Source organism: Streptomyces sp. NPDC057424, from assembly GCF_042803315.1.
In the GTDB taxonomy this organism is placed as follows: Bacteria; Actinomycetota; Actinomycetes; order Streptomycetales; family Streptomycetaceae; genus Streptomyces.
Window position 1 is genome coordinate 14,267 of the sequence record NZ_JBHVCP010000041.1, and the last position, 12,593, is coordinate 26,859.

Consider the following 12,593-nt stretch of genomic DNA (forward strand, 5'->3'; position numbering starts at 1 on the left):
CTGCCTGCGCAATGTCCCCGGATGTCCGCTTAGGGGGGCACGGTTTGTGAGGCGGGCCCAGGATCCCCGATGATGATCGCGGCAAGGGCTTGCGCGAACCACGTCGATCCAGCTGCCGAACGGGCGGTGAACGCGGCCTTCCCGGCATCCGATACCCTCTGCCGACACGCCGCCCGGGAGCCACCGGAGAAGGCGTCCCCCATGTACATCACCGGCGCGGACGCGTCGGTACCCAGGGAGTGAATTCGGTTGTCGACCGCCATCCTCACCGGCCAGCCGGTCCCCGGATCGTCGATCGAGGCCGACCTGCGGTCCCTCGGGTTCGACCTCCGGATCGCGGCCGACGCCACCGAGGCCGAGACCCTCCTCGCCGAGGTGCCGGGCGACGAACGGGTCGCCCTGGTCGACGCCCGCTTCGTGGGGCACGTGCACGCGCTGCGCCTCGGCCTCACCGACCCCCGCTTCCCGCTCGCCGCGATCCCGGGCGCCGTCACCGCCCAGCCGGCCGGCCGCCAGGCCCTGACCCGGGCGATGGCCCGCGAGAACTCCGCCGGCGGCGGCACCACCCTCGTCGACAGCCTCGCCGACCGCATCCACACCGCACTCGGCGCCGACGGGACCGACGTGCACCGCCCCGAGCTGGGCAGCCTCGTCGCCGCCGTCCCCGCCGACCCGCAGGCCCGCAACGAGGCACGGCAGGCGGTGGCGGACGTCGACGACGAGGCCGTACGCCTGAAGTCGGCGGTGAAGTCCCGCGACGGCTTCTTCACCACCTACTGCATCAGCCCGTACTCCCGCTACATCGCCCGCTGGTGCGCCCGCCGCGGCCTGACCCCCAACCAGGTCACCACCGCCTCCCTGTTCACCGCCCTCATAGCGGCGGCCTGCGCGGCCACCGGCACCCGCGGCGGCTTCGTCGCGGCCGGTGTCCTGCTGATCGCGTCCTTCGTGCTGGACTGCACCGACGGCCAGCTGGCCCGCTACTCCCTGCAGTACTCCACGCTCGGCGCCTGGCTGGACGCCACCTTCGACCGGGCCAAGGAGTACGCCTACTACGCCGGCCTCGCGCTCGGGGCCGCCCGCGGCGGCGACGACGTCTGGGCCCTCGCCCTCGGCGCGATGGTCCTGCAGACCTGCCGGCACGTCGTGGACTTCTCCTTCAACGAGGCCAACCACGACGCCACCGCCAACACCAGCCCCACCGCCGCCCTCTCCGACAAGCTCGACAGCGTCGGCTGGACGGTCTGGGTGCGCCGCATGATCGTCCTGCCGATCGGCGAGCGCTGGGCGATGATCGCCGTCCTGACGGCGCTCACGACGCCTCGCATCACCTTCTACGCGCTGCTCATCGGCTGCGCCTTCGCCGCGACGTACACCACGGCCGGCCGGGTGCTGCGTTCCCTGACCCGCAGGGCCGAGCGGACCGACCGGGCCGCCGGCGCCCTGGCCGACCTCGCCGACAGCGGCACGCTCGCGCAGGGCGTCGCGGAGGCGTCCAGGAAGGCCGCCCGCACGCTGCCGGGTTTCACCGCACCCGTCGTCGCCCTGCTCGGCGGTCTCGCCGTCGTCCTCACCGCGGCGCTGACGGACTTCGGCGGCCCCTGGCCGGTCGTCGCGGCCCTCGTCTACGCCCTGACCTCGGGCCTCGCGGTCGCCCGCCCCCTGAAGGGCGCCCTCGACTGGCTGGTCCCCCCGATCCTCCGCGCCGCCGAGTACGGCACCGTCCTGGTCCTGGCGGCCCGGGCGGACGTGAACGGAGCCCTTCCCGCGGCTTTCGGGCTGGTGGCCGCGGTCGCCTACCATCACTACGACACGGTCTACCGCATCCGCGGCGACGCCGGAGCGCCCCCGGCCTGGCTGGTGCGCTCCATCGGGGGGCACGAGGGGCGGACGCTGCTCGTCACCGTCCTCGCCGCGCTGCTCACCGCCTCGCAGTTCACGGTCGCGCTCACGGCACTGGCCGTGGCCGTGGCCCTGGTGGTGCTCGTCGAGAGCATCCGCTTCTGGGTCGCCGTCCACAAGGGCGGCGCACCCGCCGTACACGATGAAGGAGAAACCGCATGATCGGCCTCGTGCTTGCGGCCGGCGCCGGACGGCGTCTGCGCCCCTACACCGACAGCCTTCCCAAGGCGCTGGTGCCGGTGGGCCCCGCGGGCATAGAAGGCGAACCCACGGTTCTCGACCTGACCCTCGGCAACTTCGCCGAGATCGGTCTGACCGAGGTCGCGATCATCGTCGGCTACCGCAAGGAGGCCGTGTACGCGCGCAAGGAAGCCCTCGAGCAGAAGTACGGCCTCAAGCTCACCCTCATCGACAACGACAAGGCCGAGGAGTGGAACAACGCCTACTCCCTGTGGTGCGGGCGTGACGCCCTCAAGGACGGGGTGATCCTCGCCAACGGCGACACCGTCCACCCGGTCTCCGTCGAGAAGACGCTGCTCGCCGCCCGCGGCGACGGCAAGAAGATCATCCTCGCCCTCGACACGGTCAAGCAGCTCGCCGACGAGGAGATGAAGGTCGTCGTCGACCCCGCCAAGGGCATGACGAAGATCACCAAGCTGATGGACCCGGCCGAGGCCACCGGCGAGTACATCGGCGTCACGCTGATCGAGGGCGACGCCGCCCCCGAGCTGGCCGACGCGCTCAAGGCCGTGTGGGAGACCGACCCGCAGCAGTTCTACGAGCACGGCTACCAGGAGCTGGTCAACCGCGGCTTCCGCATCGACGTGGCGCCCATCGGCGACGTCAAGTGGGTGGAGATCGACAACCACGACGACCTCGCCCGGGGACGGGAGATCGCGTGCCAGTACTGACCCGGCTCATCCCCTCGCCGCTCGTCGTCGACATCCGCCCGGGTGCTCTCGACGACCTGGCGTGCGTCCTCGCCGACGAGCGCATCTCGCACTCCGGCCGCCTCGCCGTCGCCGTCAGCGGCGGCTCCGGCGCCAGGCTGCGCGAGCGCATCTCGCCGAGCATGCCCGGCGCCACCTGGTACGAGGTCGGCGGCGGCACCCTCGACGACGCGGTCCGGCTGGCGAACGACATAAAGGCCGGCCACTTCGACGCGGTCGTCGGCCTCGGCGGCGGCAAGATCATCGACTGCGCCAAGTTCGCCGCGGCACGCGTCGGCCTGCCCCTGGTCGCCGTGCCGACGAACCTCGCGCACGACGGCCTGTGCTCGCCGGTCGCCACCCTCGACAACGACGCGGGCCGCGGCTCGTACGGTGTGCCGAACCCGATCGCGGTCGTCATCGACCTGGACGTCATCCGTGACGCGCCGGTCCGTTACGTACGCGCCGGCATCGGTGACGCCGTCTCCAACATCTCCGCGATCGCGGACTGGGAACTGGCCAACCGCGTCAAGGGCGAGCGGATCGACGGCCTCGCCGCGGCCATGGCCCGCCAGGCCGGTGAGGCCGTACTGCGGCACCCGGGCGGCATCGGCGACAACGACTTCCTCCAGGTGCTCGCCGAGGCACTGGTCCTCAGCGGCATCGCCATGTCGGTCTCCGGCGACTCGCGGCCCTCCTCCGGGGCGTGCCACGAGATCAACCACGCCTTCGACCTGCTCTACCCCAAGCGGGCCGCGGCCCACGGCGAGCAGTGCGGTCTCGGCGCGGCCTTCGCGATGTGGCTGCGCGGGGCGCACGAGGAGTCGGCTTACATGGCCGAGGTGCTGCGCAGGCACGGGCTGCCCGTGCTGCCGGACGAGATCGGATTCACGACGGACGAGTTCGTCAAGGCCGTCGAGTTCGCCCCGGAGACCCGGCCCGGCCGCTACACCATCCTCGAACACCTCGACCTGAACACCGAACAGATCAAGGACACCTACGCCGACTATGTCAAGGCCATCGGTAGCTGAACTCCGCCCCGTCGTTCACCCCCCAGGAGTGAAGGACCGGCGCAGCGGTGAGCACTGGATGGGACGCCTCTACATGCGCGAGGTGTCCCTGCGGGTCGACCGCTACCTGGTCAACACCAGGGTCACGCCCAACCAGCTCACGTACCTGATGACCGTCTTCGGTGTGCTCGCGGCCCCGGCACTGCTCGTGCCGGGGATCGCGGGCGCCGTTCTCGGCGTGCTCATGGTCCAGCTGTACCTGCTGCTGGACTGCGTCGACGGCGAGATCGCGCGCTGGAAGAAGCAGTACTCCCTCAACGGCGTCTACCTGGACCGCGTCGGTGCCTACCTCACCGACGCCGCGGTGCTCACCGGCTTCGGCCTGCGCGCCGCCGACCTGTGGGGCAGCGGCCGGATCGACTGGCTGTGGGCCTTCCTCGGCACCCTGGCCGCCCTCGGCGCCATCCTGATCAAGGCGGAGACCGACCTCGTCGGCGTCGCCCGGCACCAGGCCGGAAAGCCTCCCGTCAAGGAGGCCGCCGCCGAGATGCGCTCCTCCGGCATGGCGCTGGCCCGCAAGGCCGCCGCCGCCCTGCAGTTCCACCGGCTGATCCTCGGCATCGAGGCGACCCTGCTGATCCTGGTGCTGGCGATCGCGGACCAGGTCCGCGGAGACCTGTTCTTCTCGCGGCTCGGCGTCGCGGTACTGGCCGGCATCGCCCTGGTGCAGACCCTGCTGCACCTCGTGTCCATCCTCGCTTCGAGCAGGCTGAAGTGAGCGGCATGAAGGTCGGCGCCGTCATCATCACCATGGGCAACCGGCCCGAGGAGCTGCGCGCCCTCCTCGACTCCGTCGCCAAGCAGGACGGCGACCCGGTCGAGGTGGTCGTCGTCGGCAACGGCTCGCCCGTGCCCGACGTCCCCGAGGGCGTCCGTACGATCGAGCTGCCCGAGAACCTCGGCATCCCCGGCGGGCGCAACGCCGGCATCGAGGCCTTCGGACCCGCCGGCCGGGACGTCGACATCCTGCTCTTCCTCGACGACGACGGACTGCTCGCGGGCCACGACACCGCGGAGCTGTGCCGCGCGGCGTTCGAGGCCGACCCGAAGCTCGGCATCGTGAGTTTCCGCATAGCCGACCCGGAGACCGGCGTCACCCAGCGCCGCCACGTCCCGCGGCTGCGTGCCTCCGACCCGATGCGCTCCTCGCGCGTGACCACCTTCCTCGGCGGCGCCAACGCCGTCCGCACCCGCGTCTTCGCCGACGTCGGCGGACTGCCGGACGCATTCTTCTACGCGCACGAGGAAACCGATCTGGCATGGCGGGCCCTCGACGCGGGCTGGATGATCGACTACCGGTCCGACATGGTGCTGTACCACCCGACGACCGCTCCCTCGCGGCACGCGGTCTACCACCGCATGGTGGCCCGCAACCGCGTCTGGCTGGCCCGCCGCAACCTCCCCGCGCTCCTCGTCCCGGTCTACCTCGGCGTGTGGCTGCTGCTCACTCTTGTGCGCCGTCCCTCCCGCAGTGCGCTGCGGGCCTGGTTCGGCGGCTTCCGCGAAGGCTGGGCCACCTCCTGCGGGCCCCGGCGGCCCATGAAGTGGCGTACGGTGTGGCGGCTGACCCGGCTGGGCCGGCCCCCCGTCATCTGACAAGCTCGTATCCGGGAACACCCGGGAGCCCCCCGGGGCCGTACTCTGGCCCCGGCTCATGCCAGACCGGCACAGGCCGAGCATCTCGAAGACGAAAGTTTCCACTAGTGAGTGAGACAACGCACGACGCCACGGTCGCGGTGAGCGCGCCCGCGGCGCCCGACGAGGGCCTCACGGCGACGGAACTCGCCGCCAGGCACGGGCTGACCGTGAGCGGCGCCCGGCCGTCCCTCATCGAGTACGTCCGTCAGCTCTGGGACCGGCGGCACTTCATCCTCGCCTTCTCCCGGGCGAAGCTGACCGCCCAGTACAGCCAGGCCAAGCTGGGCCAGCTGTGGCAGGTGGCCACGCCGCTGCTGAACGCGGCCGTGTACTTCTTCATCTTCGGGCTGCTGCTGAACGCCCGGCGCGGTATCCCGCACGACATCTACGTGCCGTTCCTGGTGACCGGCGTGTTCGTCTTCACCTTCACCCAGAGTTCCGCACTGGCGGGCGTGCGCGCCATCTCCGGCAATCTGGGCCTGGTGCGCGCCCTGCACTTCCCGCGCGCCTCGCTGCCGATCTCCTTTGCGCTCCAGCAGCTTCAGCAGTTGCTCTACTCCATGGTCGTGCTCGTCGTGATCATGCTGGCGTTCGGCAGCTTCCCCGACCTGTCCTGGCTGCTCATCGTGCCCGCGCTGACCCTGCAGTTCGTCTTCAACTCGGGCCTCGCGCTGATCTTCGCCCGCATGGGCAGCAAGACGCCCGACCTGGCCCAGCTGATGCCGTTCATACTGCGCACCTGGATGTACGCGTCGGGCGTGATGTTCAGCATCCCGGCGATGCTCGCGGAGAAGGACCTCCCGGGCTGGGTCACCGACGTCCTGCAGTGGAACCCCGCCGCGATCTACATGGACCTCATCCGGTTCGCGATGATCGACGGATACGACTCCTCGTACCTGCCTGATCACGTGTGGGCCTTCGCCCTCGGCTGGGCGCTGGTGGCCGGCGGGGTCGGCTTCGTGTACTTCTGGAAGGCGGAAGAGAGGTACGGCCGTGGCTGATCCGATGAAGCAGGACGAGCGGATCCCCACCGTCATCGCGGACGACCTGCACATCGTCTACCGCGTCAACGGCGCCAAGGCCGGCAAGGGCAGTGCCACGGCGGCCCTCAGCCGCATCGTCAAGCGCGGTGAGGAGCGGGGCGTGCGCAAGGTGCACGCGGTGCGCGGCGTCTCCTTCGTGGCGTACCGGGGCGAGGCCATCGGCCTGATCGGCTCCAACGGCTCCGGCAAGTCCACCCTGCTGCGGGCCATCGCCGGTCTGCTCCCCGCCGAGCAGGGCAAGGTCTACACCGACGGCCAGCCCTCGCTGCTCGGCGTCAACGCGGCCCTGATGAACGACCTCACCGGCGAACGGAACGTCATACTGGGCGGGCTCGCCATGGGCATGTCCCGTGAGGAGATCAAGGAGCGCTACCAGGAGATCGTCGACTTCTCCGGCATCAACGAGAAGGGCGACTTCATCACCCTGCCCATGCGCACCTACTCCTCCGGCATGGCGGCCCGGCTCCGCTTCTCCATCGCCGCGGCCAAGGACCACGACGTCCTGATGATCGACGAGGCCCTGGCGACGGGCGACCGGAAGTTCCAGAAGCGCTCCGAGGATCGCATCCGGGAGCTGCGCAAGGAAGCCGGCACGGTGTTCCTGGTCAGTCACAACAACAAGTCCATCCGCGACACCTGCAACCGCGTCCTGTGGCTGGAGCGCGGCGAGCTGCGCATGGACGGCCCCACCGACGAGGTGCTCAAGGAGTACGAGAAGTTCACGGGCAAGTAGCCCGATTTCGGACAGGGCCCCGGCGGAACTGCTCCGGCGGGGCCCGGCGTCTGCAAAGGAAACGTCAACTCCGCCCCATCTCAGGAACCTTGGGGCCAATCGGTGTGTTCTCGTGATGTGCGGGACACCCTGACGAACCGTGTCGCGTTGTACAACGTAAGCTGTACCGGTCCCGAAACACGGCAATCAGGGCAATAATGCGCGACACCGCCCGTCGGGCCACCGTGCGGACGGCCGGGCGGCGTGTCCGAAATAGTGCGTATTGGGTCGGCAGTGTAGAACGGGAGATGTGACGGCGATGGCTTCGGAAACTCCCCAGCTCCACGCAGCACGTGCCGTCCCCGCGCCGGGCAGCCGGCGGTGACGGGAACCGGCACGGCGCGCCCCCTCGATCCGGAGCGCGGCACGCTCGACAAGGCCGCCGGTGAGAACTTCCCGGTGGCCCCCTTCTTCCTGCCCCGGGCCTGGCGCACCGACCTCATGGCCGTCTACGGCTTCGCCCGCCTGGTCGACGACATCGGGGACGGCGACCTGGCCCCCGGCGGCGCCGACGCCCGTCTGCTCGGTGTGTCCCCGCGCGAGGCCGAGGACCGGCTGGTTCTGCTGGACGCCTTCGAGGCGGACCTGCGCCGGGTGTTCGACTCGACGCCGCGCCATCCCCTGCTGCGCCGCCTCCAGCCGACCGTGCGCCGCCGCTCGCTGACCCCCGGGCCGTTCCTCGGCCTGATCGCCGCCAACCGCCAGGACCAGCTGGTCGGCCGCTACGAGACCTACGACGACCTGCTCGCCTACTGCGAGCTGTCCGCCAACCCCGTCGGCCGTCTCGTCCTCGCCGTCACCGGTACCTCGACACCCGAGCGGATCCGCCGTTCCGACCTGATCTGCACGGCCCTCCAGATCGTCGAGCACCTCCAGGACGTCACCGAGGACCTCGCCCGCGACCGCATCTACCTGCCCGCCGCCGACATGAAACGCTTCCACGTCCAGGAAGCGGATCTCGCCACGACATCCGCCGGAGCGTCGGTCCGGGCGTTGATTGCGTACGAAACGCAAAGGGCCCGGGATCTCCTGAATGAAGGCGCCCCCTTGGTGGGTAGCGTCCACGGCAGGCTGAAGCTGCTGCTCGCAGGGTTCGTGGCGGGGGGAAGGGCGGCCGTCCACGCGATCGCCGCCGCCGGATTCGACGTACTTCCCGGCCCGCCCAAGCCCGGCAAGGTCCGGTTGCTGCGTGAGGTGGGCGTGACTCTGCGAGGAGAGGGGTGATCCGGACCGTGGAGTCGGAACCACACGCGTCCCCGCCGGTACTCGCCGCCTACAGCTACTGCGAGGCCATCACCGGGCGGCAGGCCCGCAACTTCGCCTACGGCATCCGGCTGCTGCCGACGCCCCAGCGCCGTGCGATGTCGGCGCTGTACGCGTTCTCGCGGCGGGTCGACGACATCGGCGACGGCGCCCTCGGCGACGACGTCAAGGTGGCCAGGCTGGAGGAGACCCGGGCGCTGCTCACCCGGATCCGTGAGGACGAGGTCGACGAGGACGACACCGACCCGGTCGCCGTCGCCCTCTCGCACGCGGCCGGGCACTTCCCGATCCCGCTCAGCGGCCTGGACGAGCTCATCGACGGCGTCCTGATGGACGTCCGCGGCGAGACCTATGAGACCTGGGACGATCTGAAGGTCTACTGCCGGTGCGTGGCGGGTGCGATCGGGCGTCTCTCGCTCGGTGTGTTCGGCACGGAACCGGGGACGCGGGGCGCGGACCGCGCGCCGGAGTACGCCGACACGCTCGGGCTCGCGCTTCAGCTCACCAACATCCTCAGAGACATCCGCGAGGACGCCGTCGGCGGGCGGACCTACCTGCCCGCCGACGATCTCGCCAAGTTCGGCTGCTCGGCCGGCTTCAGCGGGCCGCAACCGCCGGAGGGCTCCGACTTCGCGGGCCTCGTGCACTTCGAGGTGCGACGGGCCCGCGCCCTGTTCGCCGAGGGATACCGGCTGCTCCCGATGCTCGACCGGCGCAGCGGCGCCTGTGTCGCCGCCATGGCCGGCATCTACCGCCGTCTCCTCGACCGCATCGAGCGCGACCCGGAGGCCGTGCTGCGCGGCCGGGTCTCCCTGCCCGGCAGGGAGAAGGCGTACGTCGCCGTGCGCGGACTGTCCGGCCTGGACGCCCGGCATGTGACCCGGCGGACCGTCAGGAGGCGTGCGTGACGAACGGACCGGTCCAGCGAGATACCACCGGCGCCCGGACTCACCCCGGCCGCGCGGGTGCGGGCCTGTGCCGCAGGGCAGCGTCAAAGAGCGCGGTGCCGCGCGCCCCGCATGCCCGCCACGAGGTCGAGCCGGTGCTCTCCCCGGTCCGTCGGCGGGGCCACGCCGCGGTCGTCGGCGCCGCGCCGGGCGTTTCCGCCTGTGTGGCCGGGGCGGCCGGGCGCGGGCATGACGCCCCGCATGCCCGCCACGCGATCGAACCGGTACTCTCCCCGGTCCGTCGGCGGGGGCGCGTAGGGGTCGTCGGCGCCGGGCCGAACGGTCCCGCCCGCGTGCCCCGCACGGCCGAGCGAGGCCACGACGCCCCCCTCGGCCAAGCCGTCGGAGCCAACCGGCGGGCAACCCTCCGGCGCGGGGCCGCGTCCCTGACGGAGACGGCCGGCCGTGCACCGTTCGAGCAGCTCGGCCGCCGCGCAGGGGAGGGGGCGTGATGAGCCACGGCACGCGGTCCCACGGACCGGTCGCGGACGGACGGCACGCCGTCGTGGTGGGCGGCGGGCTCGCCGGTGTCACCACCGCGCTCGCGCTCGCCGACGCCGGGGTGCGCGTCACCCTGCTGGAGGGCAGGCCGCGGCTCGGCGGTCTGGCCTTCTCCTTCCAGCGCGGTGATCTCACCGTCGACAACGGCCAGCACGTCTACCTGCGCTGCTGCACCGCCTACCGCTGGTTCCTCGACCGCATCGAGGGCGCCGCGCTCGCCCCGCTCCAGGACCGGCTCGACGTACCCGTCCTGGACCTCGCCCGGCCCGAGGGGCGCCGGCTGGGCAGGCTGCGGCGGGACGCCCTGCCCGTGCCGCTGCACCTGGGGCGCAGCCTGGCCACCTATCCGCACCTGTCGCTCGCCGACCGCGCCAGGGTGGGCCGGGCCGCGCTCGCGCTCAAGGGACTCGACCTCACCGACCCGGCGCTGGACACGCAGGACTTCGGCAGTTGGCTGGCCGCGCACGGCCAGTCGGCGCGTGCCGTCGAGGCCCTGTGGGACCTGGTCGGGGTCGCCACCCTCAACGCGGTCGCTTCCGACGCCTCCCTGGGGCTCGCCGCGATGGTGTTCAAGACCGGTCTGCTCTCCGACCCGGGCGCCGCCGACATCGGCTGGGCGCGGGTTCCGCTGGGCGACCTGCACGACCGGCTGGCCCGCAAGGCGCTCGACTCCGCCGGCGTCCGCACCGAGGTCCGCACCCGCGTCACCTCCGTCTCCTCGAAGGGGAACGGGCAGTGGGTGGTCGAGGTTCCGGGCGAGACGCTGGTGGCCGACGCGGTGGTCCTCGCCGTACCGCAGCGCGAGGCGCACGGCCTGCTGCCCGCGGGCGCACTCGACGCGCCCGAGCGGCTCCTGGAGATCGGCACCGCACCGATCCTCAACGTCCATGTGGTGTACGACCGGAAGGTACTCGGCCGGCCGTTCTTCACCGCCCTCGGCAGCCCCGTGCAGTGGGTCTTCGACCGGACCGACAGCTCGGGACTGCGCGAGGGGCAGTACCTCGCCGTGTCGCAGTCGGCGGCTCAGGACGAGATCGACGAGCCCGTGGCGGTGCTGCGCGAGCGGTACCTGCCCGAGCTGGAGCGGCTGCTGCCGCCGGCCCGCGGCGCCGAAGTGAGGGACTTCTTCGTCACCCGGGAGCGCACCGCGACGTTCGCTCCCGCTCCCGGCGTCGGGCGCCTCAGGCCCGGCGCCCGCACCAAGGCATCCGGCCTCTGCCTGGCCGGAGCGTGGACCGCCACCGGGTGGCCCGCGACCATGGAGAGTGCGGTCCGCAGTGGCGTGAGCGCGGCGGACGCCGTGCTGGGCGCCCTGGGCCGGCCCCGTCCGCAAGCCCTCTTCGAGTTCGAGGAGGCGGCATGATGCCGGCTCAGGCCGGCGCGGCAGGCGGCCCCCGCACCCCCGGTACCGCGACAAGAGGAGAGACTGTGCCCACTGTGCCCCCGGCCTCGAAGACTGCCGAGGCGGTGGACGTGACCGCGCTGCTGGAGCGCGGCCGGACCCTGGCCACTCCGGTACTGCGGGCGGCCGTCGACCGCCTGGCACCTCCCATGGACACTGTTGCCGCCTACCACTTCGGATGGATCGACGCCCAGGGCAGGCCCGCCGAGGGGGACGGCGGCAAGGCCGTGCGCCCCGCCCTCGCGATGCTGTCCGCCGAGGTCACGTCCGCCGCCCCCGAGACCGGCATCCCCGGCGCCGTCGCCGTGGAGCTCGTCCACAACTTCTCCCTCCTCCACGACGACCTCATGGACGGCGACGAACAGCGCCGCCACCGCGACACGGTCTGGAAGGTGCACGGCCCCGCCCAGGCCATCCTGGTCGGGGACGCCCTGTTCGCCCTCGCCAACGAGGTGCTCCTCGAACTCGGCACCGTCGAGGCCGGCCGTGCCACCCGCCGGCTGACCACCGCCACCCGTGCCCTGATCGACGGCCAGGCCCAGGACATCTCCTACGAGCACCGCGACCGTGTCAGCGTCGAGGAGTGCCTGGAGATGGAGGGCAACAAGACCGGCGCCCTGCTCGCCTGCGCGAGCTCCATCGGCGCGGTCCTCGGCGGCGCCGACGACCACACCGCCGACACCCTCGAGAAGTACGGCTACCACCTGGGCCTCGCCTTCCAGGCCGTCGACGACCTGCTCGGCATCTGGGGCGACCCGGTCTCCACCGGCAAGCAGACCTGGAGCGACCTGCGCCAGCGCAAGAAGTCCCTGCCCGTCGTCGCCGCTCTCGCGGCGGGCGGCCCCGCCTCCGAGCGGCTCGGCGAGATCCTCGCCGCCGACGCCAAGAGCAGCGACTTCGCGAACTTCTCCGAGGAGGAGTTCGCGGCCCGTGCCGCTCTCATCGAGGAGGCCGGCGGCCGCGAGTGGACCGCCGACGAGGCACGCCGTCAGCACACCATCGCCATCGAAGCCCTCGACGCCGTCGACATGCCCGACCGGGTGCGGGCACAGTTCACGGCCCTCGCGGACTTCGTCGTCGTACGAAAGAGATGATCACCATCGGCCGAATAGCCCTCGCGTAGTCG

Annotated in this window: 13 protein-coding genes; 12 read left to right on the forward strand and 1 reads right to left on the reverse strand. The window is 71.7% G+C overall.

Going from position 1 to position 12,593, the window contains the following annotated elements:
• The first annotated feature begins 249 nt into the window (after positions 1 to 249).
• From ACFU3E_RS27205 to hpnD, 9 genes are all read left to right on the forward strand, one after another.
• On the forward strand, positions 250 to 2,064 hold the full coding sequence (locus ACFU3E_RS27205) for a DUF5941 domain-containing protein (RefSeq protein WP_384163508.1): 1,815 nt from the start codon (positions 250 to 252) through the stop codon (positions 2,062 to 2,064).
• The gene (locus ACFU3E_RS27210) at positions 2,061 to 2,813 is read left to right on the forward strand and encodes a sugar phosphate nucleotidyltransferase (RefSeq protein WP_384163511.1); all 753 of its coding nucleotides are present in this window, start codon (positions 2,061 to 2,063) and stop codon (positions 2,811 to 2,813) included. The genes ACFU3E_RS27205 and ACFU3E_RS27210 overlap by 4 nt, the downstream gene beginning before the upstream one ends.
• Positions 2,801 to 3,862 carry an iron-containing alcohol dehydrogenase family protein gene (locus ACFU3E_RS27215; protein WP_384163514.1) on the forward strand — a complete coding sequence of 354 codons (1,062 nt, stop codon included), beginning with the start codon at positions 2,801 to 2,803 and terminating at the stop codon, positions 3,860 to 3,862. Before ACFU3E_RS27210 ends, ACFU3E_RS27215 begins: the two co-directional genes overlap by 13 nt.
• A complete protein-coding gene (locus ACFU3E_RS27220) occupies positions 3,840 to 4,619 on the forward strand; it encodes a CDP-alcohol phosphatidyltransferase family protein (protein ID WP_384163517.1) in 780 nt (259 codons plus the stop codon). Before ACFU3E_RS27215 ends, ACFU3E_RS27220 begins: the two co-directional genes overlap by 23 nt.
• Positions 4,620 to 4,624: 5 nt before the next feature.
• The gene (locus ACFU3E_RS27225; RefSeq protein WP_384163669.1) at positions 4,625 to 5,497 is read left to right on the forward strand and encodes a glycosyltransferase family 2 protein; all 873 of its coding nucleotides are present in this window, start codon (positions 4,625 to 4,627) and stop codon (positions 5,495 to 5,497) included.
• A 107-nt stretch (positions 5,498 to 5,604) separates the two neighbouring features.
• Positions 5,605 to 6,540, forward strand: coding sequence for an ABC transporter permease (locus tag ACFU3E_RS27230; protein ID WP_384163520.1), 936 nt, complete (start codon positions 5,605 to 5,607; stop codon positions 6,538 to 6,540).
• A 4-nt stretch (positions 6,541 to 6,544) separates the two neighbouring features.
• Entirely contained in the window at positions 6,545 to 7,315 is a 771-nt protein-coding gene (locus ACFU3E_RS27235) for an ABC transporter ATP-binding protein (RefSeq protein WP_384163672.1), read from the forward strand.
• 360 nt (positions 7,316 to 7,675) lie between these two features.
• Positions 7,676 to 8,578, forward strand: a complete 903-nt coding sequence (hpnC, locus tag ACFU3E_RS27240) for a squalene synthase HpnC (RefSeq protein ID WP_384163523.1) — start codon at positions 7,676 to 7,678, stop codon at positions 8,576 to 8,578.
• Positions 8,575 to 9,525: a presqualene diphosphate synthase HpnD gene (gene hpnD, locus ACFU3E_RS27245; RefSeq protein ID WP_384163526.1), complete on the forward strand. Its 951-nt coding sequence runs from the start codon at positions 8,575 to 8,577 to the stop codon at positions 9,523 to 9,525. The genes hpnC and hpnD overlap by 4 nt, the downstream gene beginning before the upstream one ends.
• A gap of 83 nt (positions 9,526 to 9,608) precedes the next feature.
• On the opposite strand, the gene ACFU3E_RS27250 is transcribed toward hpnD, so the two are convergent.
• Complete coding sequence (locus ACFU3E_RS27250) at positions 9,609 to 9,884, reverse strand: hypothetical protein (RefSeq protein WP_384163687.1); 276 nt, start codon at positions 9,882 to 9,884, stop codon at positions 9,609 to 9,611.
• Here ACFU3E_RS27250 and ACFU3E_RS27255 point away from each other — a divergent pair.
• The 3 genes from ACFU3E_RS27255 to ACFU3E_RS27265 are packed head-to-tail and all read left to right on the forward strand — an operon-like array spanning position 9,858 to position 12,561.
• Positions 9,858 to 10,016, forward strand: coding sequence for a DUF6380 family protein (locus ACFU3E_RS27255; RefSeq protein WP_384163675.1), 159 nt, complete (start codon positions 9,858 to 9,860; stop codon positions 10,014 to 10,016). The two genes, ACFU3E_RS27250 and ACFU3E_RS27255, sit on opposite strands and share 27 nt — an antisense overlap.
• A complete protein-coding gene (gene hpnE, locus ACFU3E_RS27260; RefSeq protein ID WP_384163529.1) occupies positions 10,016 to 11,428 on the forward strand; it encodes a hydroxysqualene dehydroxylase HpnE in 1,413 nt (470 codons plus the stop codon). The genes ACFU3E_RS27255 and hpnE overlap by 1 nt, the downstream gene beginning before the upstream one ends.
• Entirely contained in the window at positions 11,428 to 12,561 is a 1,134-nt protein-coding gene (locus tag ACFU3E_RS27265) for a polyprenyl synthetase family protein (RefSeq protein ID WP_384163678.1), read from the forward strand. The genes hpnE and ACFU3E_RS27265 overlap by 1 nt, the downstream gene beginning before the upstream one ends.
• Positions 12,562 to 12,593: the final 32 nt, after the last annotated feature.